Source organism: Streptomyces lacaronensis, assembly GCF_047337785.1.
Lineage (GTDB): Bacteria > Actinomycetota > Actinomycetes > Streptomycetales > Streptomycetaceae > Streptomyces > Streptomyces lycopersici.
In genome coordinates this window covers 5,257,857-5,280,205 of the sequence record NZ_JBLHDK010000003.1, presented here as the reverse complement: position 1 = coordinate 5,280,205, position 22,349 = coordinate 5,257,857, and the positions used below count along the sequence as shown (strand labels likewise).

General features: G+C 72.3%; 22 protein-coding genes, 3 tRNA genes and 1 pseudogene. 19 read left to right on the top strand and 7 right to left on the bottom strand.

The features are described 5' to 3' along the window. Positions 1-109: 109 nt before the first annotated feature. From ACMTAK_RS22590 to ACMTAK_RS22580, 3 genes are all read right to left on the bottom strand, one after another. Positions 110-823: a response regulator transcription factor gene (locus tag ACMTAK_RS22590; RefSeq protein WP_162001890.1), complete on the bottom strand. Its 714-nt coding sequence runs from the start codon at positions 821-823 to the stop codon at positions 110-112. 118 nt (positions 824-941) lie between these two features. Next, positions 942-2,285 (bottom strand): sensor histidine kinase, encoded by a 1,344-nt coding sequence (locus ACMTAK_RS22585; protein WP_413807884.1) that lies wholly within the window; start codon positions 2,283-2,285, stop codon positions 942-944. Positions 2,286-2,526: 241 nt separating this feature from the next. Next, positions 2,527-3,780, bottom strand: a complete 1,254-nt coding sequence (locus ACMTAK_RS22580; protein WP_413807883.1) for a sensor histidine kinase — start codon at positions 3,778-3,780, stop codon at positions 2,527-2,529. Between the two features lie 180 nt (positions 3,781-3,960). Between ACMTAK_RS22580 and ACMTAK_RS22575 the strand changes: the two genes are divergently transcribed. The 12 genes from ACMTAK_RS22575 (at position 3,961) to ACMTAK_RS22520 (ending at position 15,533) form a co-directional block, all read left to right on the top strand. Beyond that, positions 3,961-4,383, top strand: a complete 423-nt coding sequence (locus ACMTAK_RS22575) for an NADH-quinone oxidoreductase subunit A (protein WP_413807882.1) — start codon at positions 3,961-3,963, stop codon at positions 4,381-4,383. Beyond that, positions 4,353-5,048, top strand: coding sequence for an NADH-quinone oxidoreductase subunit B (locus tag ACMTAK_RS22570; RefSeq protein ID WP_461773816.1), 696 nt, complete (start codon positions 4,353-4,355; stop codon positions 5,046-5,048). Before ACMTAK_RS22575 ends, ACMTAK_RS22570 begins: the two co-directional genes overlap by 31 nt. Then, positions 5,045-6,340 (top strand): NADH-quinone oxidoreductase subunit C, encoded by a 1,296-nt coding sequence (locus ACMTAK_RS22565; RefSeq protein ID WP_413807880.1) that lies wholly within the window; start codon positions 5,045-5,047, stop codon positions 6,338-6,340. Before ACMTAK_RS22570 ends, ACMTAK_RS22565 begins: the two co-directional genes overlap by 4 nt. Further along, entirely contained in the window at positions 6,337-7,302 is a 966-nt protein-coding gene (locus tag ACMTAK_RS22560) for a complex I subunit 1/NuoH family protein (protein WP_413807879.1), read from the top strand. Before ACMTAK_RS22565 ends, ACMTAK_RS22560 begins: the two co-directional genes overlap by 4 nt. Further along, complete coding sequence (locus tag ACMTAK_RS22555) at positions 7,302-7,928, top strand: NuoI/complex I 23 kDa subunit family protein (RefSeq protein ID WP_413807878.1); 627 nt, start codon at positions 7,302-7,304, stop codon at positions 7,926-7,928. The genes ACMTAK_RS22560 and ACMTAK_RS22555 overlap by 1 nt, the downstream gene beginning before the upstream one ends. Further along, positions 7,925-8,515 (top strand): NADH-quinone oxidoreductase subunit J family protein, encoded by a 591-nt coding sequence (locus tag ACMTAK_RS22550; protein ID WP_413807877.1) that lies wholly within the window; start codon positions 7,925-7,927, stop codon positions 8,513-8,515. Before ACMTAK_RS22555 ends, ACMTAK_RS22550 begins: the two co-directional genes overlap by 4 nt. Next, entirely contained in the window at positions 8,515-8,916 is a 402-nt protein-coding gene (gene nuoK / locus ACMTAK_RS22545) for an NADH-quinone oxidoreductase subunit NuoK (protein ID WP_020869346.1), read from the top strand. Before ACMTAK_RS22550 ends, nuoK begins: the two co-directional genes overlap by 1 nt. Further along, positions 8,913-10,934, top strand: coding sequence for an NADH-quinone oxidoreductase subunit 5 family protein (locus ACMTAK_RS22540; RefSeq protein ID WP_413807876.1), 2,022 nt, complete (start codon positions 8,913-8,915; stop codon positions 10,932-10,934). Before nuoK ends, ACMTAK_RS22540 begins: the two co-directional genes overlap by 4 nt. Positions 10,935-10,937: 3 nt before the next feature. Further along, positions 10,938-12,575, top strand: a complete 1,638-nt coding sequence (locus ACMTAK_RS22535) for a complex I subunit 4 family protein (protein ID WP_413807875.1) — start codon at positions 10,938-10,940, stop codon at positions 12,573-12,575. Further along, positions 12,572-14,131 carry an NADH-quinone oxidoreductase subunit N gene (locus ACMTAK_RS22530; protein WP_413807874.1) on the top strand — a complete coding sequence of 520 codons (1,560 nt, stop codon included), beginning with the start codon at positions 12,572-12,574 and terminating at the stop codon, positions 14,129-14,131. Before ACMTAK_RS22535 ends, ACMTAK_RS22530 begins: the two co-directional genes overlap by 4 nt. 146 nt (positions 14,132-14,277) lie before the next feature. Beyond that, positions 14,278-15,144 carry a zinc metalloprotease HtpX gene (gene htpX / locus ACMTAK_RS22525; RefSeq protein ID WP_262704989.1) on the top strand — a complete coding sequence of 289 codons (867 nt, stop codon included), beginning with the start codon at positions 14,278-14,280 and terminating at the stop codon, positions 15,142-15,144. Further along, positions 15,141-15,533, top strand: coding sequence for a YccF domain-containing protein (locus tag ACMTAK_RS22520; protein ID WP_413807873.1), 393 nt, complete (start codon positions 15,141-15,143; stop codon positions 15,531-15,533). Before htpX ends, ACMTAK_RS22520 begins: the two co-directional genes overlap by 4 nt. A 74-nt stretch (positions 15,534-15,607) precedes the next feature. On the opposite strand, the gene ACMTAK_RS22515 is transcribed toward ACMTAK_RS22520, so the two are convergent. Continuing rightward, positions 15,608-16,096, bottom strand: coding sequence for a YajQ family cyclic di-GMP-binding protein (locus ACMTAK_RS22515; RefSeq protein WP_037963620.1), 489 nt, complete (start codon positions 16,094-16,096; stop codon positions 15,608-15,610). 189 nt (positions 16,097-16,285) lie between these two features. Here ACMTAK_RS22515 and ACMTAK_RS22510 point away from each other — a divergent pair. After that, positions 16,286-16,367: transfer RNA gene (locus ACMTAK_RS22510), tRNA-Tyr, on the top strand. A 234-nt stretch (positions 16,368-16,601) separates the two neighbouring features. Then, positions 16,602-17,048: a large conductance mechanosensitive channel protein MscL gene (locus tag ACMTAK_RS22505; protein WP_413807872.1), complete on the top strand. Its 447-nt coding sequence runs from the start codon at positions 16,602-16,604 to the stop codon at positions 17,046-17,048. A 59-nt stretch (positions 17,049-17,107) separates the two neighbouring features. Here ACMTAK_RS22505 and ACMTAK_RS22500 read toward each other — a convergent pair whose 3' ends face one another. Next, on the bottom strand, positions 17,108-18,346 hold the full coding sequence (locus ACMTAK_RS22500; protein ID WP_413807871.1) for an amidohydrolase family protein: 1,239 nt from the start codon (positions 18,344-18,346) through the stop codon (positions 17,108-17,110). Between the two features lie 96 nt (positions 18,347-18,442). Here ACMTAK_RS22500 and ACMTAK_RS22495 point away from each other — a divergent pair. Together ACMTAK_RS22495 and ACMTAK_RS22490 are read left to right on the top strand one after the other, a co-directional pair. Next, positions 18,443-18,913, top strand: a pseudogene (locus ACMTAK_RS22495) (DUF1206 domain-containing protein); the annotation flags it as partial. Between the two features lie 217 nt (positions 18,914-19,130). After that, positions 19,131-19,598, top strand: coding sequence for a DUF3574 domain-containing protein (locus tag ACMTAK_RS22490; RefSeq protein ID WP_413807870.1), 468 nt, complete (start codon positions 19,131-19,133; stop codon positions 19,596-19,598). A gap of 78 nt (positions 19,599-19,676) precedes the next feature. Here ACMTAK_RS22490 and ACMTAK_RS22485 read toward each other — a convergent pair whose 3' ends face one another. Together ACMTAK_RS22485 and ACMTAK_RS22480 are read right to left on the bottom strand one after the other, a co-directional pair. After that, positions 19,677-20,342: an NAD(P)H-binding protein gene (locus ACMTAK_RS22485; protein WP_413807869.1), complete on the bottom strand. Its 666-nt coding sequence runs from the start codon at positions 20,340-20,342 to the stop codon at positions 19,677-19,679. 24 nt (positions 20,343-20,366) lie between these two features. Continuing rightward, a complete protein-coding gene (locus ACMTAK_RS22480; protein WP_413807868.1) occupies positions 20,367-21,647 on the bottom strand; it encodes an amidohydrolase family protein in 1,281 nt (426 codons plus the stop codon). Between the two features lie 226 nt (positions 21,648-21,873). Here ACMTAK_RS22480 and ACMTAK_RS22475 point away from each other — a divergent pair. The 3 genes from ACMTAK_RS22475 (at position 21,874) to rpmG (ending at position 22,330) form a co-directional block, all read left to right on the top strand. After that, positions 21,874-21,946: transfer RNA gene (locus tag ACMTAK_RS22475), tRNA-Thr, on the top strand. A gap of 59 nt (positions 21,947-22,005) precedes the next feature. Beyond that, positions 22,006-22,078, top strand: a tRNA-Met gene (locus ACMTAK_RS22470). An 87-nt stretch (positions 22,079-22,165) separates the two neighbouring features. Then, a complete protein-coding gene (gene rpmG, locus ACMTAK_RS22465; RefSeq protein ID WP_009715907.1) occupies positions 22,166-22,330 on the top strand; it encodes a 50S ribosomal protein L33 in 165 nt (54 codons plus the stop codon). Positions 22,331-22,349 lie beyond the last annotated feature (19 nt).

Genomic DNA, 22,349 nt, shown 5'->3' with positions numbered 1-22,349 from the left:
GGTTTGGCATGACGTGTCCCTCCCCCCGTGCTGTCATTTCCGCTGATCCCCCGTTCAGCCTTTGGCCCCGCTTTGGCGCGCGGGAGTCTGCTTTCAGGAATTGAGAGTCTCAGGAATTGAGATAGGTGAGGACGGCGAGCACCCGACGGTGATCCCCGTCACTCGGCGACAGACCGAGCTTCAGGAAGATGTTGCTCACATGCTTCTCGACCGCGCCGTCGCTCACCACGAGCTGCCGGGCGATGGCCGAATTGGTACGGCCCTCCGCCATCAGCCCCAGGACCTCCCGCTCCCTCGGGGTGAGCCCGGCCAGCACATCCTGCTTGCGGCTGCGGCCCAGCAGCTGGGCGACCACCTCCGGGTCGAGCGCCGTGCCACCCTGGGCGACCCGCACCACCGCGTCCACGAACTCGCGCACCTCGGCCACCCGGTCCTTGAGCAGATAGCCCACGCCCCGGCTGTTCCCGGCCAGCAGCTCGGTGGCGTACTGCTCCTCCACGTACTGCGACAGGACCAGCACCGCCAGGCCAGGATGGTCGCGGCGCAGCCGGACGGCCGCCCGCACCCCCTCGTCGGTGTGCGTGGGCGGCATCCGGACGTCGGCCACCACCACATCCGGTGGCGCGCCCTCGTCGGCCAGCTCCCGCACCGACTTGATCAGCGCTTCCGCGTCCCCGACGCCCGCGACCACGTCATGGCCGCGGTCGGTCAGCAGCCGGGTCAGCCCCTCCCGCAGCAGCACCGAATCCTCGGCGATGACCACCCGTACTCTGTCCGCCACGATGCTCGGCCCCCGTTTCACTCGGTTCGTCGGGACCAGCATTACAGGGTTCGGCCGATCGCGTCGCGCAGAACCGGCCGCGTACGGGCCGCGTACGAGTGGAGGGGTGTGCGCCGTCAGCGCCAGGGGGCTGCGCCGTCAGTGCCAGGGTCGTGCGGCGTCAGCGCCAAGGGAGCTCGGCGGTCACCGTGGTCGGGCCGCCCGCCGGGGAGTGGACCACGAGGACCCCGTCCACCGCGTCGATCCGCTCGGCCAGCCCGGCGAGACCCGAACCGGTAGAGGTGTCGGCCCCGCCCCGCCCGTCGTCCGTGATCTGGATCAGCAGCCGGTCCTCGGTGCGCCAGACGTCGACCTCGGCGGTGCGGGCGCCGCTGTGCTTGCTGATGTTCTGGAGCAGCTCGGAGACGGTGAAGTAGACGATGCCCTCGATCGCGGGCGCGGGCCGCTGCGGAAGGTCCACGGTCGCCTTCACCGGGACGGTGCAGCGGGCGGCGAGGGCGGAGAGGGCGGGGTCGAGACCGCGGTCGGTGAGGATCGCGGGGTGGATGCCGCGGGCGAGGTCGCGCAGTTCCTGGAGGGCGAGCTTCACCTCGCCGTGGGCCTCGTCGACCATCTTGGCGGCGGCTTCCGGGTCCTCCTCCAGCTTCTCCTTCGCCAGGCCGAGATCCATGGCGAGGGCGACCAGCCGGGCCTGGGCGCCGTCGTGGAGGTCGCGTTCGATCCGGCGCAGGTCGGCGGCGGCGGTGTCCACCACCGTGCCCCGGTCCGACTCCAGCTCCCAGACCCGGCTCGCCAGCCGGGACGGGCCGAGCAGTCCGGTCACCATGATCCGGTCGACCGAGGTCAGCGCCCGCATGATCCACGGGGTCAGCAGCAGGACCAGCACCCCGGCGGCGCAGGTCACGGCGATCTCGAACGGGGTGTCCAGATAGAAGTTGTGCCCGCGGTCGTCCCCGAAGATCTGTAGACCCGGCTCGTCCAGGTACCGGGGGAAGACCCAGCGCCACAGCGGATAGGTCGCGAAGCCCCAGCCGTAGAAGGTGAACGTCACCGCGAAGCCGAAGGAGAGCACCGCCCACGGCAGATGGACCAGCGCGTAGATCACATGCCGCCAGGAGGTGCCGCTCCTGAGCAGCGCGCCCACCCAGGCGACCGGTCCGCGCCTGCCCCCGCGGCCGCCCCTCCGGCCGAGCACGGGCTCGGGCTCGGCCACCTCCAGCCCCAGCAGCGCCCGCGCGCGGGCCCGCTCGACGACGCCGAGCGCCCGGCAGCCCGCGAGGGCGGCGCCGAGCACCGGGACGCCGAGGAAGGTGATCAGCAGCCCGGCGCCGAGGGCGATCATCGTGACCGTGTAGACGAAGGTGAGGATGGCCATCGGCAGGCTGATCAGGACATAGAGGAACTCGCGCCACACGCGGCCCTGGAACGGCGCCTTCAGCACTGCGGGCACCAGCCGGCCACGGGGCTCGGTCCCCGGCTCGTAGGGGCGGTATGCGGTGGCCATCGTCTCGTCCGTCCTCCGGGGCCTGATCGGTCGCGCTTCTGCGTATCCCCAAGAGTCCCGGAGCGCGGTCGGCCGGGCCATCGGGTGGGTCGGCATCTTCACCGGGGGGTTAGCCCTACCCCGAGGGGTGTGGTCAGGACCTCGAGGGGTGGGGTGTCAGGACCTCATGGGGTGCGGTCAGGACCTCATGGGGTGAGGTCAGGGGCAGGCCGGTGCCAGGCCGGGGGGTCAGGTCAGGGGGTCAGACCTTTCGCCGGGGCCGTGCCACCGCCGCGCCCGCCGCCGACCCGGTCCGGTGGCGCCAGGGCAGCTCGGCGGTCACGGCGGTCGGCCCACCGGACGGCGAGTCCACCACGAACAGCCCGTCCACCGAGCCCAGCCGCTCCGCCAGGCCCGCGAGCCCCGTGCCCCTGTCGGTGGACGCCCCGCCGCGCCCGTCGTCCCGCACCTGGATCAGCAGCCGGTCCTCGGTGCGCCACAGCTCGACCTCGGCGGTCCGGGCGCCGCTGTGCTTGCTGATGTTCTGGAGCAGTTCGGAGACGGTGAAGTAGGCGATGCCCTCGATGGCCGGTGCCGGGCGTTCGGGCAGCTCGACCGACACCTTCACGGGCACGGTGCAGCGGGCCGAGAGCGCGGAGAGGGCGGGGCCCAGGCCGCGGTCGGTGAGGATGGCGGGGTGGATGCCGCGGGCGAGGTCGCGCAGTTCCTGGAGGGCGAGTTTCACCTCGCCGTGGGCCTCGTCGACCATCTTGGCGGCGGCTTCCGGGTCCTCCTCCAGCTTCTCCTTCGCCAGGCCGAGCCCCATGGCGAGGGCGACCAGCCGGGCCTGGGCGCCGTCGTGGAGGTCGCGTTCGATCCGGCGCAGGTCGGCGGCGGCGGTGTCCACCACCGTGCCCCGGTCCGACTCCAGCTCGGCGATCCGCCGCTCCAGCTCGTCGGAGGGGAACAGCAGCCCGCGCACCATCGCCCGGTCCACATGCGTCAGCCCCCGGGCGATCCACGGCAGCACCGGCCAGGCCGCGAGCAGCGAGGTCAGCGTGATCGCGAAGGTGACCACCGACCACGGCAGCCGGATCAGGGCGTAGAGCGTGGCCCGCCAGCCGACCGGGTCCCGCAGATTTGTCCACAGCCTGCCGAGGAAGCTGCTGTCCGGCTGGTACGGCAGGGGGCTGGGCTCATCGATGTGCACCGAGAGCAGCGCCCTGGCGCGGTTCCGCTCGAACCGGCCGAGCAGCCGGCTGAACCGCAGCCCCAGGGCCAGCAGGGGCAGGCCCACCACCGTGACGGCCAGTCCCAGGCCCACGGCCAGCCAGACCAGGGTGAAGACGAAGCACACGATGCCCACCAGCAGATTGGCCAGGAGATACGCGATCTCCTTCCAGGTCTGCGTGGGAAAGGCGAACGCGGGCGGGCGCGGCAGCCGCTCGTCGGCGCGGCCACGGCCGCCGCCGTCGGGGCCGTCGACGGACCCGTCGACGGGGGAACTGGAGGTCATGAAAGCAAGACTGCCGGGCCCCGCGGGGGCTCCGCCATGGGGCTACCCCCACCGCATGGCGGACGGGCCGCCCGTCCGGGTGGCGGCAGGGCCTAGACTTCCCGTCCGTACGGATCGTCGAACACGCGAGGTCGACGAGGAGCGGACAAGCACCACGAGACCAGGGAGCGAGGGGCGGACGTGCCGGAGGCGACGACCGTACGCACCACCAGCGTCACCAGCGTCCAGCTCGCGGCCGACTACTTCCACGGCTATGCGGTGGTCGGACTGCTGGCGGCGATCGGCGTGATCTTCGTCGCCGTGGCCTTCGGTGCCGGGCGGCTGCTGCGGCCCGTCGTGCCCACGCCCGAGAAGCTGCTGACCTACGAGTGTGGAGTGGACCCCGTGGGCGAGGGCTGGGCCCACACCCAGGTCCGCTACTACGTCTACGCTTTTCTGTATGTGATTTTCGCCGTGGACTCGATCTTCTTGTTCCCGTGGGCGACGGTCTTCGCGGCGCCCGGCTTCGGGGCCGTCACGCTGGTGGAGATGTTCATCTTCCTCGGGTTCCTCGCCGTAGGTCTGCTGTACGCATGGAAGAAGGGCGTCCTGGAGTGGACGTGACACCGAACCCGACGCCGACGACGGCCTCCGGGCCGCCGGTCCCCGCGCCCGCCCCGGTGGACCTGCCGGAGCCGCGCCGCCTCGGCCCGCTGGCCCGGCTGGCCCCCGAGCCGATGAAGGTGGTCCTGAACTGGGGCCGCCGCTACAGCCTGTGGGTCTTCAACTTCGGGCTCGCCTGCTGCGCGATCGAATTCATCGCGGCGTCGATGGCCCGCCACGACTTCATCCGGCTCGGCGTGATCCCCTTCGCGCCGGGGCCGCGCCAGGCCGACCTGATGGTCGTCTCCGGCACGGTCACGGACAAGATGGCGCCAGCGGTGAAGCGGTTGTACGAGCAGATGCCGGAGCCGAAGTACGTGATCTCCTTCGGAGCCTGCTCGAACTGCGGCGGCCCCTACTGGGACTCGTACGCCGTGACCAAGGGCGTCGACCAGATCATCCCCGTCGACGTCTACGTCCCCGGCTGCCCACCCCGGCCCGAGGCGCTGCTCCAGGGCATCCTCAAGCTCCAGGAGAAGATCGCGCGCGAGTCGCTGGGCGAGCGCTACGGAAATTCCGGGTCCGGCGCCGCTTCGACGGCCGCGTCTACGGCTGCGGGCCGTCCGTCGGCAGCCGCGCTGCGCAGCGGGCTGGTCACGCCTCCGGGGCGGGAAGACACGCGATGACCGAGCGCAACGAGGCCGGCGAGCCGACCGGGGCGGCCGAGGCCGTGGAGGCCCCGGGGGCCGAGGTTCCCAAGGCGGAGCCCGCGGCAGAGGCGGCGCCGCCCGTGGGCTGGCTGCCGCGTTCCGCCGCCGAGCTGTTCGGCGAGGGTGCCACGGCGGAGGAGGCGTACGGCCTGCTGACCGTCGACGTCCCCGCCGACTCCTGGATCGCGGCGCTGGAGACGGCCCGCGACACCCTCGGCTGCACCTACTTCGACTGGCTGAGCGCGGTCGACGAGCCGGGCACCGGTTTCCGGGTGGCCGCGCGCGTCGTAGCCCTGGGAGCCCCCGGGGCCACGCCTGGGCCTGGGCCCGGGGCCGGACTCGCGGTGCGCGGTCTGCTGGTACGCACCACCGTGCCGCACGAGGCCCCCGCGCTGCCGACCGCGACCGGCGTCTACGCCGGGGCGGCCTGGCACGAACGCGAGACCCACGAGATGTTCGGCATCGGCTTCCCCGGCCATCCCGGCCTCGCGCCGCTGCTGCTCCCCGACGGCTTCGAGGGGCATCCGCTGCGCAAGGACTTCGTACTGGCGGCCCGGGTCGTCAAGGCGTGGCCGGGTGCGAAGGAGCCGGGGGAGTCGGAACACGGCGGCCCCAAGCGGCGGCAGATGCTGCCGCCGGGCGTCCCCGACCCCAACGAGTGGGGCCCGCTCAAGGGCCAACTGCCCCCTGCCCCGGCCCGCCCGGCGCGGGGAGCCCGCGCGGCGGGCGCCGCCGCGGGCGAGCGCCCCGCCCGCCGCACCCGCAGCGCGACGGCGGGCTCGGCGAGTCAGCGCCCGGCGGGTGCGGCGGGGGAGGCTCCCGCCTCTGCGGCTGAGCGCCCGGCTCGGCGGGCGCGCAGTGCGAGCGAGGGTTCGGCGAGCCAGCGCCCGGCGGACGCGGAGGCTGCGGCCGCGGACGCGGCCGCCAGTGGGCGGACCGCGTCCGCTGAGCCGTCGGCCCCCGCCGAGCCGTCGGCCCCCGCCGAGCCGTCGGCCCCCGCCGAGCCGACAGCGTCCGAGGCTCCGGCCCGTCCGCGGCGCCCCGCGCCGCAGCGCCGCTCGTCCGACGCTCCCTGGCACCATGCACGCCCCGCGCCGGACGAGGACGCCGAGGCCCCGCGGGAGCCGCAGGCACCGCAACCGGAAGCGGAGACCGAGGCGGCCGGAGACGGACCCGGCGCGAAACCCGAACCCGGGCCCGACGCCCCCGGCACCCCCGGCACCACCCCCGCCAACGACACCGACGACCAGCCAGGAGGCACCGGGTGAACGACGTCCTCGACGTCGCGCTGCGACTGCTCGCCCTCCTGCTCGCCTTCCTCGTGCTGCCCCTGGTCGTGGGGCAGACCGAGCACAAGGTCATGGCCCATATGCAGGGCCGCCTCGGGCCGATGTACGCGGGCGGCTTCCACGGATGGGCCCAGCTGGTCGCGGACGGCGTGAAGTTCGCGCAGAAGGAAGACGTCGTACCGGCCGGAGCCGACCGGCGGATCTTCCAGCTCGCGCCCGCCGTCGCCCTGTTGCCGTACCTCCTCGTCCTCGTCGCGATCCCGATCGGTCCCGCCGAGGGCGCGGTCGGCCAGGTCCTGGACGCGGGCATCTTCTTCGTGCTCGCCGTGATGGGCGTCGGGGTGCTGGGTTCGCTGATGGCGGGCTGGGCCTCGGCGAACAAGTTCTCCCTCCTCGGCGGCCTGCGCACGGCCGCCCAGCTCATGGCGTACGAGCTGCCGATGCTGCTCACCGCCGCCTCCGTGGCGATGGCGGCGGGCACGGTCTCGCTGCCCGGCATCCTCGACGCGTTCGAGTGGTGGTGGGTGCCGTGGCAGATCGTCGGCGGGGCGGTGTTCTTCACCGCCGGTCTCGCCGAGCTCCAGCGTCCGCCGTTCGACGCGCCGATCGCCGACTCCGAGATCATCTTCGGTGCGTACACCGAGTACACGGGCCTGCGGTTCGCGCTCTTCCTCCTCGCCGAGTACGCGGGCATCGTCGTCCTGTGCGGGCTGACCACGGTCCTCTTCCTCGGTGGCTGGCACGGTCCGTCCGCCGATGGCCTCGGCTGGCTGTGGACCCTGCTGAAGACGGCCGTCCTCGCCTTCGTCGTGATCTGGCTGCGGGTCAGCTATCCGCGGCTGCGCGAGGACCAGCTCCAGCGGTTCGCCTGGACCTGCCTCATTCCGCTCTCACTGGCCCAGATCGCCCTCACCGGCGTCGTCAAGGTGGTGATCTCCTGATGGGCATCCCCGGATCCGGTCTGGCCAAGGGCCTGGCCGTCACCCTCCGCACGATGACCCGGAAGTCGCACACCGCGCAGTATCCGGACGCGCAGCCCGAGCTGCCGCCCCGTACTCGTGGGGTGATCGGGCTGTTCGAGGAGAACTGCACGGTCTGCATGCTGTGCGCCCGCGAATGCCCGGACTGGTGCATCTATATCGACTCGCACAAGGAGACCGTGCCCCCGGCCGCCCCGGGCGGGCGCGAGCGCAGCCGCAATGTGCTGGACCGGTTCGCGATCGACTTCGCGCTGTGCATGTACTGCGGTATCTGCATCGAGGTGTGCCCTTTCGACGCGCTGTTCTGGTCGCCGGAGTTCGAGTACGCGGAGGAGGACATCCGCGATCTCACCCATGAGCGGGACAAGCTCCGCGAGTGGATGTGGACGGTGCCCGCGCCGCCCGCGCTCGACCCGCGCGCGGAGGAGCCCAAGGAGCTCGCCGCCGCCCGTAAGGCCGCCGACAAGCTCGCCGCCGCCGAGGCCGCGCGGGCCGCCGAGGCCGCGCAGGCGGAGGCCGAACGCGGATCCGGCGGGACCGGTGGATCCGGCGGGACCGGCGGGACCGGGAACGGAGCCGCCTCGTGAGCCCTGCGGTCCACTTGGCCGCCACCGGCCACGGGTTCCTGTCACCGACCGGAGTCGAGATCGCCTTCCTGCTGGTGGGCATCGCGACCTTCGGCGCGGCCGTCGTCACCGTCACCACCAAGCAGCTGGTGCACGCCGCCCTGTGGCTGGTGGTGGCGCTCGGCGGCCTCGCGGTGGAGTACCTCCTGCTCACGGCGGAGTTCATCGCCTGGGTGCAGGTGCTGATCTACGTCGGTTCCGTCGTCGTCCTCCTCCTCTTCGGGCTGATGCTCACCAAGGCGCCCATCGGCCGCTCCCCGGACGCCGATTCGGGCAACCGCCCGGCCGCGCTCGCGGTGGCGGTGGCCGCCGCGGGCGTCCTGGTGTGGGTGGTCGTGGATGCCTTCCGGACCACCTGGATCGAGCTGGACAAGGGCGTGCAGGGCTCCACCGCCGTCTCCGGTGAGAGCCTCTTCCGCCACTGGGTGCTGCCGTTCGAGGCGCTGTCCGTGCTGCTCCTCGCCGCGCTCGTCGGCGCGATCGTCCTCTCCCGCAAGAGCGGCGCCGACAGTGGCCGGGGCCCCGGCCACGGCAAGGAGAAGCGCTGATGCACCTCGCCTACCCCGCCGTGCTCGCCGTCCTCCTCTTCTGCACAGGTCTGTACGGCGTCCTCGCCCGCCGCAACGCGATCCTGATGCTGATGTCGGTCGAGCTGATGCTCAACGCCGTCAACCTCAACCTCGTCGCCTTCGACGTCTGGCTCCGCGACACCCTGCACGCGGGCCAGGCGCTGACCCTCTTCACCATCGCCATCGCCGCCGCCGAGATCGGCATCGGCCTCGCCATCGTCCTGCTCGTGTATCGCAACCGCGGCACCTCCGACGTCGACCGGCTGCGGGACCTGGCCGACCCCCCGTCGGCCGGCCAGGACCCGATGGACGACAGCATCGCAGCCCCCACTGACAACGACGCCGACCAGGCACGACGCGCCCGGAGGCAGACCGCGTGACGACCACGACCGCCGCCGTTCTCGTCCCCCTCCTGCCGTTCCTGGGCGCCGTCGCCGGGCTCCTCCTGGGCCGCCGCGCCCCCGGTTTCGTCCGCCCCCTCGCGGTGCTGCCGACCCTCGCAGCGGCCGGGCTCGCCGTGCTCGTCGCCGTGCGGCAGGGCGGCGGAGCGGGCGGCGGCACGGCCCCGCCGCTCACCGCCGCGACCCGGCTCGCCGACACCGGCTCGGTCCCCGTCGACCTGGCCCTCCAGGTCGACGGCTTCGCCGCCCTGGTCGCGGTCCTCGTCGCCGTCGTCGCCTGCTGTGTGCAGATCTACTCGACCGGCTATCTGCGGGACGACCCCCGCTACCCCTCCTACGCCGCGCTCGTCTCCCTCTTCACCGCCGCGATGCTCCTCGTCGTCTACTCCGACGACCTGATCGTGCTGCTCGTCGGCTGGGAGATCATGGGCATCTGCTCGTACTTCCTGGTGGGCCACTACTGGGAGACCGCGGCCGCGCGCTCCGCGTCCCTGAAGGCGTTCCTGGTCACCAAGCTCGGCGACGTCCCGTTCCTGATCGGCATCTTCGCGCTCGCGGGCGACACCGGCACGTTCCGCATCAGCGAGATCCACACCCGGCTCACCTCCGAGACCGCCGGAGTGCCGCTGGACCACCCCACCCTGATCGCGCTGTTGCTGCTCGCCGGGGTCGCGGGCAAGTCCGCGCAGTTCCCGCTGCACACCTGGCTGCCGGACGCGATGGCCGGTCCCACCCCGGTCTCCGCGCTGATCCACGCGGCCACCATGGTCGCCGCGGGTGTCTATGTGGTGGCCCGGCTGCTGCCCGTCTTCGCCTCCTCGGCCGCCGCGCTCGCCGTCCTGGCCGCCATGGCGGCCGTGACGATGGTCGGCTCGGCGCTCGCCGCGCTCGCCCAGGACGACATCAAACGCGTCCTCGCCTACTCGACCGTCGGCCAACTCGGCTATATGACGGGCGCGCTGGCCGTCGACGACCGGGGCGCCGCCGTCTTCCACCTCATCACCCACGGCGCGTTCAAGGCGCTGCTCTTCCTCGGCGCGGGCGTGGTGATCCACGCCGCGGGCAGCAACTCCCTGGCCGCCATGTCCCGGATGAGCGGCCTCGCCCAGCGCGTCCCCGACGCCTTCTGGACGATGACGGTCGCGCTGCTCGCGCTCGCCGCCATCCCGCCCTTCGCGGGCTTCTTCTCCAAGGAGGCCGTCCTCGGCGCGGCCGAGCACGCCGCCACCGGCCACACCTCCGGCGTCCCGGAGGGCGTCGGCTGGACCGTGCTCCTCGCCGGGCTGCTCACCGCGCTCCTCACCGCCGGATACGCGGCCCGGCTGTGGCTGCTCGCCTTCCGCGGCCAGGGCGAGCCCGCCCCCGACCACGGCAAGCAGCCGGTGGCCATGAACGTCGTCCTGTGGGTGCTGTTCCTCCCCACGGCCGCCCTCGGCCTCGCCTACGGCACGCTGCCCGACTGGTTCGACGGCGAGTCCCTCACCCCGACCCTCACCACCTCCGTCCTCGGCACCGGGCTGGCCCTCGGCGGCGCCCTCGTCATGTACGGCGCCTGGCGGCACAGCTCGGCCCGGGCCCGCCGGGTCCCGCTCGGCGCGGTGGCCGCCCACCCCGAGGCCGCCGACGCCGTCTCCGAGGCCGAGGCCATCGCCACCCACGAGGCCGCCTACGGCTCCATCGCGGGTGCCAGCGACCCCGCCGACCCCGGACGGCTGCTCCTGGGCCCGCTGCACCGCCACGCGGCCGTCGGCTTCCACCTCGACGCCGTCTACAGCGCCCTGTTCGTCCGGCCCGTGCGGGCCGCCGCCCGGCTCGTCCACTTCCTGGACCGCGAGGTCGTGGAGACGTACGTACGCGGCGCGGGCGGTGCGCCCCGGCTGCTCGGCGCGGCCGTGCGCCGCGCCCAGACCGGCAATGTGCAGACCTACCTCGGCGCGCTGCTCGCGGGCTCCCTCGTCCTGGCCGTGGCCGCCGTCCTCGTCGCAGCGGGAGCCTGACCCGTGAACCACACCGTCCAGCAACTCCTCCTCGCCGCCCTGGTCGTGCTCCCCCTGCTCGGCTCCGTCGCCGCCCTGCTCCCGGCCCCGCCCGGGCTGCGCGGCCGCGGGCCCGACCAGGCCGTCATGCGCCACGGCGTGACCGTCACCGGCGTGGTGCTCGCCGCCGCCATCGCCCTGGCCGCCGGATTCGACCACGACCATCCGGCCAGGATGCAGGCCCAGACCGACATCGGCTGGATCCCGGCCCTGGACATCCGCATCCACCTCGGTGTGGACGGCGTCTCGCTGCCGCTGCTCGTGCTGACCGCGCTGCTGACCTTCCTCAGCGCGCTCTACGCCTACTTCAACCGGCCCTCCGGGCCGTCCCCCAAGGCGTTCGTGGCGCTGCTGCTCCTCCTGGAGTCCGGCACCCTGGCCAGCTTCGCGGTGCTGGACCTGATGCTGTTCTTCCTGGCGTTCGAGATGGTCCTCATCCCGATGTACTTCCTCATCAACCGGTGGGGAGGCGCCGAACGAGAGCGCGCCGCCTGGCGGTTCATCCTCTACACGCTGCTCGGCTCCGTCGTCATGCTGCTCGGCCTCCTCCTCGTCGGGCTCAAGGGCGGCACCTTCGACATGGTGGCACTCGCCACCGACAATGGTTCCGGGCTGAGCCACACCACCCAGCTCATCGCGTCGCTCGCCATCATCGCCGGACTCGCCGTCAAGGCCCCGATGTGGCCGCTGCACAGCTGGCTGCCCGACGCCCACACCGCCGCCCCCACCGTGGGCTCGGTGCTGCTGGCGGGCGTGCTGCTCAAGATGGGCACGTACGGCCTCGTCCGCATCGTGCTGCCGATGACCCCCGGCGCGGCCCACACCTACGCGCCCTACCTCGCCGCGTTCGCCGTGGTCGGCATCATCTACGGATCCCTCGCCTGCCTCGCACTCGCCCTCCCGTCTCCCACCACCACCCTCAACGGAGGCTCCGCGCTCTTTGCCCGAATCGGCGCCAAGGGCGACCTCAAGCGGCTGATCGCCTACTCCTCCGTCGGCCATATGGGCTTCGTGCTGCTGGGCATCGCGACCCTCACCCCCACCGGCGTGAACGGCGCGCTCTTCGCCAACATCGCCCACGGCCTGATCACCGGGCTGCTCTTCTTCCTCGTCGGTGCCCTCAAGGACCGCTCCGGCACCACCGACCTCGACCAGCTCTCGGGCACCAGCGGCGCCGCCCTCTACGGCAGGGCGCCGCGCCTCGGCGGGCTGCTCGCCTTCGGTGCCGTGGCCTCCCTGGGGCTGCCCGGACTCGCCGGGTTCTGGGGCGAGATGCTCGCCATGTTCGGCGCCTTCGACCCCGCCGACGGGCTCAGCCGCCCGGCGTATCTCACCTATATGGCGCTCGCCGCCTTCGGCACCCTGCTCACCGCCGCCTACATGCTCGTCGTCGTACGGCGCGTCTGCATGGGCGACCATCCGATCGAGCCCGGCACCGGGACCGAGGCCGAGCGGCCCGCCCTGGCCGACGTCCACGGCCATGAATTCGCCGCCTGGAGCCCCCTGGTGGCCCTCACCGTCCTCGCCGGACTGTGGCCCGCGGCCCTCCTCGGCCTCACCGACCCGGCCGTGCAGCAGCTCCTCGCGGGAGGCACCCGATGACTTCGAACGCCTCGAGCCTCGCCACGAGCCTCGTCCAGTCCGTCGACTGGCTCGCCGTCGCACCGCCCACCATCGCGGCCCTGGCCGGCCTCGCCGTCCTCGTCGCGGACCTCTTCCTGCCCGAGCACAGGAAGCACCTGCTGGGCTGGGGAGCGATAGCGGGACTGGCCCTGGCCGCGCTCGCCCTGCTGCCGCTGCTGGACGGCGACCGCTCCACCTTCTGCCTGACCACCGGCGCCCACGCGTGCAGCTACACGGCCGACACGTTCACCCTCGTCATCCAGTTCCTGGTGCTCGGCGGGGCGCTGCTCACCGCGCTGCTGTCCTTCAGCGCCCTCGACGACCTCAAACTCCCCGCGGGCGAGTTCTGGTTCCTGCTGCTGTCCTCCGCCTCCGGGGCCGCCCTGCTGCCCGCCTCCCGTGATCTGGCCACCCTGGTCATCGCCCTCGAAGTGGCCTCGCTCCCGGCCTTCGCCCTCGTGGGCCTGCGCCGCGGCGACCGCCTCTCCTCCGAGGCCGCGCTGAAGTTCTTCCTCTCCTCGGTCACCGCGACGGCCGTGATGCTGCTCGGCGTCAGCTTCGTCTACGCCGCCACCGGCAGCCTCCACCTGTCGCGGATCGCCGACGCCCTCACCCATGTCGACCCGCGGCTGGACACGCTCGCCCAGGCGGGCGTCGTGCTCACCCTGGTCGGCTTCGCGTTCAAGACGGCCGCCGTGCCCTTCCACTTCTGGGTGCCCGACACCTATGTCGGCGCGCCGGTGCCCGTCGCGGCGTATCTGTCCGTCATCGGTAAGGCGGTCGGGTTCTCCGGCCTCATCCTGGTGACCGTCCTCGCCTTCCCCTCCTACGCCGATGTGTGGGGCCCGGCCGTGGCGGTCCTGGCCGCCCTCACCATGACCGCGGGGAACGCCGCGGCGCTGCGCCAGCGCCCGGAGCGCTCCTTCAGCGCCGTACGGCTGCTCGCCTGGTCCTCCGTCGCCCAGGCGGGCTATCTGCTGGTCCCGATCGCCGCGGCCGGCTACGCCGACTCGGACCAGGGCGCGTCCCGCGCCATCGGCTCCACGGTCTCGTACGCCCTGATGTATGCGGTCGTGAACCTCGGTGCCTTCGCCGTGGCCGCCCTGGTGGCCCGTACGAGCCCGGCCAACCGGCTCACGGACTACCGCGGTCTGTACGCGGCCCGCCCGGCCGCCGCCCTGGCCCTGGGCTTCTTCCTGCTGTGTCTGGCCGGGCTGCCCCCGGGCGTCATCGGTCTCTTCGCCAAGGTGACCGTCTTCTCGGCGGCGGTGGACGCGGGGCTGGGCTGGCTCGCGGTGGTGATGGCGCTGAACGTGGTGGTGGCGCTGTACTACTACCTCCAGTGGACGACGGTGCTCTTCCGCACATCGGAGCCCGCCGCGGAGACGGAGCCCGTGCCCGCCGCAGGGGCGGCCGTCACCCGTCCCCGCGCCGTCCCTCTTACGGCCGCCATCGCCCTCACCGCGGCCGCCGGCATCGCCCTCTCCGGCGCACCGCAACTCGTACTGCGATTCGCCTCGAGCACCCTGCTGTAGGCATCCCCGCGGGCCCCACGGGTCCGCGCCCATGTGCACAAGGGAACTGGTGCCCTTCGCCTGGCGTTGACTTTTTCAGGAGGGTCCACTGGAAGGTGGAGACACCAGGCAAAGGGTTCCCCTGCGGCACATCGGGAGGGCACACCGTGCACCGCCGGCACAACGGGCTGAAGACCGCCGTACTCCTCGGTGGCCTGTCCGCGCTCATCATCGTCATCGGCAGCCTCTTCGGCCGTACCGGACTGATCATCGCGGTGATCGTCGCACTCGGGACCAACGCGTACGCCTACTGGAACAGTGACAAGCTGGCCCTGCGCGCTATGCGCGCCCGCCCCGTCAGCGAGTTCGAGGCGCCAGGGCTGTACCGGATAGTGCGCGAGCTCTCCACGGCCGCGCGCCAGCCGATGCCCCGGCTCTACATCTCCCCGACCGAGGCCCCCAACGCCTTCGCCACCGGCCGCAACCCCCGTAACGCGGCGGTGTGCTGCACCGACGGCATCCTGCGGCTGCTGGACGAGCGCGAGCTGCGCGGGGTCATCGGCCATGAGCTCAGCCATGTCTACAACCGCGACATCCTGATCTCCTCGATCGCGGGCGCGCTCGCCAGCGTCGTCATGTTCCTGGTGAACTTCGCCTGGCTGATCCCCATGGGCCGGTCCGACGACGACGAGGGCCCCGGCTTCCTCGGCATGCTGCTGATCATGCTCCTCGGCCCGCTCGCGGCCTCCATCATCCAGCTCGCCGTGAGCCGCTCCCGCGAGTACGAGGCGGACGCCTCCGGCGCCCAGCTCACCGGCGACCCCCTGGCCCTCGCCAGCGCCCTGCGCAAGCTGGAGGCGGGCACCAAGCAGCTTCCGCTGCCGCCCGAGCCCCGGCTGGAGACCGCCAGCCACCTGATGATCGCCAACCCTTTCCGCGCCGGTGAGGGCATGGCCAAGCTCTTCTCCACCCACCCGCCCATGCGGGAGCGCATCGCCCGCCTCGAACAGATGGCAGGAGGCCGCCGGCCGTGAAAACCCTCCTGAACCTGATCTGGCTGATCCTCTCCGGCATCTGGATGGCGATCCTCTATCTTCTCGCCGGGGTCCTGCTCTTCATCACGATCATCGGCATCCCCTTCGCGATCGCCTCCTGGCGCATCGCGGGCTTCGCCCTGTGGCCCTTCGGCCGCACCGCCGTCCCCCGCCGCGACGCCGGAGCCCCCTCCTGCGTCGGCAATGTCCTCTGGCTCGTCCTCGCGGGCTGGTGGCTGGCGCTCGGCCACCTCCTCACCGGCGTCGCCCTCTGCGTCACGATCATCGGCATCCCCCTGGGCCTGGCCAACTTCAAGCTCATCCCGATCTCCCTGGCCCCCTTGGGCCACGAAATCGTCCCCACCGAGCGGCCCTTCGCCCACCGCTGACCGGGGACGCCGACAACACCAAGGGGCGGCACGGCAACGCCGCGCCGCCCCTGCCGCACCGGTCCGGGCGCTGCCTACCGGTAGTTCACGAACTGCACCGCGAAGTCGAGATCCTTGCCCTTGATCAGGGCGATGACGGCCTGAAGGTCGTCCCGGCTCTTGGAGGTCACCCGCAGCTCTTCGCCCTGCACCTGCGCCTTGACGCCCTTGGGGCCCTCGTCGCGGATGATCTTGGCGACCTTCTTCGCGTTCTCCTGCGAGATCCCCTCCTGCAGCGAGGCGAAGATCTTGTACTCCTTGCCCGACGCCTGCGGCTCGCCCGCGTCCAGGGCCTTCAGCGAGATCCCGCGCTTGACCAGCTTGGACTGGAAGACGTCGAGGATCGCCTTGACCCGCTCCTCGGAGTTGGCTCGCATCTCGATCCGCTCGCCCGACCACGCGATCGAGGCACCGACGTTCTTGAAGTCGTAACGCTGGGAGATCTCGCGGCTCGCCTGGTTCAGAGCGTTGTCGACCTCCTGCCGCTCGACCTTCGAGACGATGTCGAAACTGGAGTCGGCCATCTTGAGTTGGCTCCTCGTACGTAGATCCGTCAGTGGCACGGCCCAGCGGACCGCTCCGGCCAGCCTAGCGATCTCGGCCATGATCGAGCGGCGATCAACCGGGTGGCGAAGCACCCCCGCACATCAGGTATTGTTTACGTCGTTGCCAGGGAGCAGCGCCGCGAGAGCGGGGCACCTGGCCACATCCCAGGCGGTGTGCCCGAGTGGCCAATGGGAGCGGACTGTAAATCCGTCGGCTTAGCCTACCCAGGTTCGAATCCTGGCGCCGCCACACCAAAGAAACGGCCCCTGAACTGCGGAAACGCGGTCGGGGGCCGTTTTCGCTTCGGCGTGGGTGTCCAGGTGTCTGCGGAAGGCGTGCTGCAGGGCGCGGATGCTGCCAGTTCCGGCATTGTGCGCGGGGGTCTGCCGCCGTACGAGCGGCCGTCCGTCGTGGCGCACCGTGGGCTCCGTGAGGCCGCTCCTAGGGTGGTGATCCCCCGTATCAGGACAGAGAGGGCGGATCGTGCTCAGGGGCTTCAAGAACTTCCTCATGCGCGGTGATGTCATCGTTGTCGCCGTCGGCCTGGTCACAGCGCTGGCGTTCTCGACGCTGATCAAGGCGTTCACCGACTCCGTGATCAACCCGGTCATCGCCCGGCTCCAGGGCGGCAAATCGGCCGGGCTGGGCTGGCAGCTCGGCGACCAGGGGAACAACCCGACGTACCTCAACATCGGGTCGTTCATCTCCGCCCTGATCTACTTCGTCATCTTCATGGGCGTCGTCTACTTCCTGATCGTCCTGCCGTACAAGTACACCCAGCGCCGCCGGGGCGCGGAGGTCTTCGGGGAGCCGGGTCCGCTCAAGACCTGCCCGGAGTGCCTCACCGAGGATCTCCCCGAGGCGGCGCGCAAGTGCCGCTACTGCGGCTCGGCCCAGCCGCACGCGAGCGAGCCCCCGCGCACGGCCTAGTCGCAGCACACGGCCTGGCCGCCGCGCATGGCCTGGCCGCCGCGCATGGCTTGGCCGGGCTAGCCGCCCGCCCCCGCCCGCCGCCCCCGGTCGAGGTCCAGCTCCAGCATGCGGATCGCGTTGCCGCGGAGGATCTTGTACGTGGTCTCGGGGGAGAGGCCGGCCACATGCTCGGCGGCGATGCGTCGGGTGTGCGGCCAGGTGGAGTCGACGTGGGGGTAGTCGGTCTCGAAGGTGGCGTTGTCCACGCCGACCGTGTCCAGCGAGGCGACCCCGTGCTTGTCGCGGAAGAAGCAGCAGAAGATCTGCCGGTAGTAGTACGTGGACGGCGGCTCGGGGATGAGGTCGCGGACGCCGCCCCAGGCGCGGTGCTCCTCCCAGACGTCGTCGGCGCGCTCCAGGGCGTAGGGGATCCAGCCCATCTGACCCTCGGCGTAGGCCAGCTTCAGGCGCGGGAAGGAGACCAGGACGCCGCTGAAGAGGAAGTCCATCATCGACGCCATGGCGTTGTTGAAGCTCAGCGCGGCCTGGACGGCCGGCGGGGCGTCGGGGGAGGCGGCGGGCATCTGGGACGAGGAGCCGATGTGCATGCACACGACCGTCCCCGTGGCCTCGCACTCGGCGAAGAACGGGTCCCAGTAGCCGCTGTGGATGCTGGGGAGCCCGAGGTAGGTGGGGATCTCGCTGAAGGTCACCGCGCGGACGCCGCGGGCCGCGTTGCGGCGGATCTCCTGGACGGCGAGGTCGACGTCCCACAGAGGGATCAGGCAGAGCGGGATGAGGCGGCCGCCGCTGTCGCCGCACCACTCCTCGACCATCCAGTCGTTGTACGCCCGGACGCACGCCAGCCCGACCTCCTTGTCCTTCGCCTCGGCGAAGGTCTGGCCGCAGAAGCGGGGGAAGGTCGGGAAGCACAGGGACGCCTCGACATGGTTGAGGTCCATATCGGCGAGCCGGTCCTTGGGGTCCCAGCAGCCGCGGCGCATCTGCTCGCGGGTGATGCCGTCGAGGGTCATCTCGTCGCGGGAGAAGCCGACGGCGGCGATGATCCGCTTGTAGGGGAAGAGGTCGCCCTCGTAACTCCACCAGTCGGTGAGCTGGCCCTCCGGGTCGGTGGTGAACTTGTACTTGCCGCCGATATAGGCCAGTTCGCCGATCCCGGCCGTAAGGGGCTTGGGGCCGCGGTCCCGGTACTTGGCCGGGAGCCAGGTCTCGAAGAGGTGCGCGGGCTCGATCACATGGTCATCGACGCTGATGACCAGGGGCAGCTCGGTGGTGACGTTCGTCTCGCCGGTCATCTCGCCATCTCTCCCCGGTCGCCTCGTGGTGGTCCTGTCCGTTCCATTCGATCTGACGGTTCGTCAGATTCGGTGGCGGCAGCGTAGGGCGGATCGCTTCAACCAACAAGAGCGGCGCTGGTCTGGGCGGTCGGCGTCGGGCTGGTCTGCATGGCGCTGTGGCGGCCGGCCGAGGCGGTCTTCGCGGCCGCGGGGCCGGACGGGGGCGCGGCGCGGAAGCGGCCGGCGGGGGCGGCCCGCGCGGTCTTCTACGGCGTCGTCGCGTACTCGGTGCCCTCCTTCGCCACCGGCGAGCAGGGCAGCGGCTCCAGCGACCGGCAGCCGAAGGACGTGACGGCACGCGCGCTCGACCTGCCGTACGGCCGGTGGCTGGTCGCAGCCGCCGGGGGCGGTGGCCGTGACGGGGCCGCGGTGGCCGTGGCGGGGGCGTGGATCGCCGTACGGGCGATCCGGTGCGGCTTCCACAAGCACCTCAAGGTAGGCGCGATGTCCCGGCGGACACGGCGGGCCGTGGAAGCGCTGGGGAGCTGCGGCGGGGTGGCCCGCGGGGCGGTGTTCGCGGTGGCCCGGTGGCGCAGGGTCTGAGCGACGTCCTGGGCCGGGCCCCGGGTCGGCCCGCTGCCGCCTGACATCGGGGCGGGCCGGCCCCCGCGTCTCGCGCGGATGTGCCCCGCGTCTCGCGCGGATGTGCCTCACGTCTCGCGCGGACGTGCCCCGCGCCTCGCACGGATGTGCACCGTAAGGCGCCCTTCCCGAGGGCCCCCGGCGTCGGGACGATCGGACGATGCCAACCATGAAGCCACGCGTCCGTCTCGCCGCCGTCGGGGCGGCCTTCGCCCTCGCCGCCGCCACCCCCGTCGCCGCCTACGCCGCGCTGGACGACCCGCCCGCCGCGGCGGCCTCCGGCGCCGTGGGCCGGGGCAAGCCGTACGTCGAGACCCGGCTCTTCTTCGGCACCGAGCGCCCCGACGGCGGGCCGCCCGTCACCGAGAAGCAGTTCCTGGCCTTCGTGGACCGGCGGATCACCCCGCGCTTCCCCTCCGGCCTGACGATCCACGACGGCCGGGGGCAGTGGCGGGACCAGAGCGGAACGATCGAGCGGGAGCGCTCGTACGAGGTGGTCCTGCTCTACCCGGCCTCCGAGGCGGGGGCGCAGGACTCGCGGATCGAACGGATCCGGACGGCGTACGAGCGCCAGTACGCCCAGGAGTCCGTGGCCCGGGCCGACGCCCCGGCCCGGGTGGACTTCTGAGCGGTCGGGTGGGGCCCACCCGGCCCTCGCCCCTCGCTGGGCGACCGGCCCCTCACCCCCCGCTGGGCGACCGCGCCCTCACCCCCGCTCGGCGACCGCCGCCACCGCGTCCGCCACCGCCGTGTCGCCGTTGATCAGCTCCAGCGTGCGGCCCGCCGTACGGGGCTCGTCCAGGAGGGCGACCAGGACCGCGGCCACATCGTCGCGGGTGATCTCGGCGCGGCCGGTGCGTTCGGCCAGCTTGACCCGGCCCGTGCCCGGGTCGTTCGTCAGCCGGCCCGGGCGCAGCACGGTCCAGTCGAGGCCGTCCCGGGCGCGGATGTCGTCGTCGGCCGCGGCCTTGGCGCGCAGATAGGCGGCGAAGACCGGGTCGGTGTCCGGCGGCGGCTCGTGGGAGGCGCCGGTCGAGGAGACGATCAGGAACCGCCGGGCCCCGGCCCGTTCGGCCGCGTCCGCGAAGAGCACCGCGGACCGGTGGTCGACGGTGTCCTTACGGGCGACACCGCTGCCGGGGCCCGCTCCGGCCGCGAAGACGGCCGCGTCCGCGTCCTCCAGGTGCTTGACCACGTCCTCCAGCGAGGCCGACTCCAGGTCGCAGACGACCGGTTCGGTGCCCGACGCCAGCAGGTCGCCCGCCTGTTCCGGCTTGCGGATGATGCCCGCCACTTCGTCTCCGCGCGCGGTGAGCAGCCGCTCCAGCCGCAGCGCGATCTGTCCATGTCCACCAGCGATGACAATGCGCATGATCCCGACCGTACGCCGTGCGGCCTACTGTTGCTCGCCGCCGCTCTGCGGCCGTGCCTGCCGGGGCAGATCCAGCGCCGCCGCGGCCGCCGAGTCGCAGTACTCCCGCACCGCGCTGGTACGGGCCACCACCCGCCCACGGTGCACCACGACCCTGCTGTACGCGAGCGAGAGCACCCCCGCGAGGCCGTCCCCGCGCACCGCGAGCAGCTCCGCCGGGAACCCGGCCTCCACCCGCACCTCGGCAAGCCCCATCGCGGCCCGCGCCCGCGCGCACACCGCCTCGTACGCCTCCTCCGGCCGCCACTCGCTCCGGGACGCCAGCAGAAAGGCGGCCTCCAGGGGATCGCCGCGCCCCACGGGGTTCACCGCGTCCCGCAGCGCCCCGCTGCCCGCGGCCACCCGGACGCCCGCGGCGCGCAGCAGCCGCACCGGCGCGCAGGCGCGGGTGCGCGCTCCCCGCATGCCCTGGTGCTCCAGCCCGGCGCAGTCGCCCTGGGGGAGGCAGACGACGGCCACTCCGGCCGCCGCCAGCCGCTCGGCGATCCTCCCCGCCGACTCCGAGGGCAGCCGGGACAGCCCGCCGCAGGGGCCGATGGCGACCCCCGGCCGCAGGCCCCCGGCCATCGCCGCGAACCGGGCGAGGCGGGCCGGGTCGTCACCGTCCGTGTGCAGATCCACGGCGCACCCGTGGCGCGCGGCGAGGTCGAGGACGGCCTCGGCGTGGCCGGTCGGATCCGGGTCGAGGTCGGGGCAGCCGCCGATGACCGACGCGCCCATCTCCACCGCGTCCCGCAGCATCGCCAGACCGTCCGCCCCGGCGGCGCCGGTCAGCACCCGGGGCACCGCCACCGCGCTCAGCTCCGTGAGCCCGCGCAGCGCCCGTCCGGCCTCCAGGACCGCGGCCAGGGAGCGCAGGCCGTGCACCCCGCCGATGCGGACATGGGTGCGCAGCGCCGTGGCGCCGTGGCCGAGTTGGAGCAGGGCGGCCTCGACGGTGCGGCGCTGGACGTCCCCGGCGGCGTACGGGACCGGGCCCGCCATGTCGGCCGTAAGGGCGGTGTCACAGTGGGCGTGGGGTTCGGCGGGGGCGGGCAGCAGCAGATAGCCGCCGAGGTCCAGCCGGGTGCCGGGGACGAGGCTGCCCGCCGTGCCCACGGCCTCGATCCGCCCGCCGCTGAGCCGGACGTCCACGGTGCGTCCGTCGGCGAGCCGGACGCCGCCGAGCACCAGGGCGGTGGGCTCGCCGGGGGCCGCTCCGCCGTTCCTGGGCGGCTGTTGCGGCTGCTGCTGGCTCTCGGGCATCGCGCTCCTGGGATTCGCCGAGCACGCGACGGGTGACGCGCCGGGCACGCGTCGGATGCGTGCGCAGCCAAGATCACGTGGGTGCGAAGCGAAGCCTAGGACCAGGTGGGGGCGGCTTCGCGGAGGAGCCGAATAGTCGTACCGGTGTGGTGCGTGAGACCAGGGTGACGAGGGGCCGATACGGATTTCACCTTCGGCGGCCGACCGTGTAATGTCTTCATCGCTCGCCCCAATAGCTCAGTCGGCAGAGCGTCTCCATGGTAAGGAGAAGGTCTACGGTTCGATTCCGTATTGGGGCTCTGATGTGTGAGGCTTCCCGTTCCGCTACGCTGGTTGAGCGGGGAGTCACTCGCATCACAGCGGTGTAGCTCAGTCGGTAGAGCAAGCGGCTCATAATCGCTGTGTCACCGGTTCAAGTCCGGTCACCGCTACTGACAGTAGCCGATTGTGGGGTCGGTCCTTCGATCGGCTACTCTTTCTGCGTTAATCCCCTAATCCGTTCGTCAAGGAGCACTCACGTGGCTGCCACCGACGTCCGCCCGAAGATCACGCTGGCCTGCGTGGAGTGCAAGGAGCGGAACTACATCACCAAGAAGAACCGGCGCAACGACCCGGATCGTCTTGAGATCAAGAAGCACTGCCCGCGTTGCAACGCGCACACCGCGCACCGTGAGACGCGATAGCAATAAACTCTCATTCGAG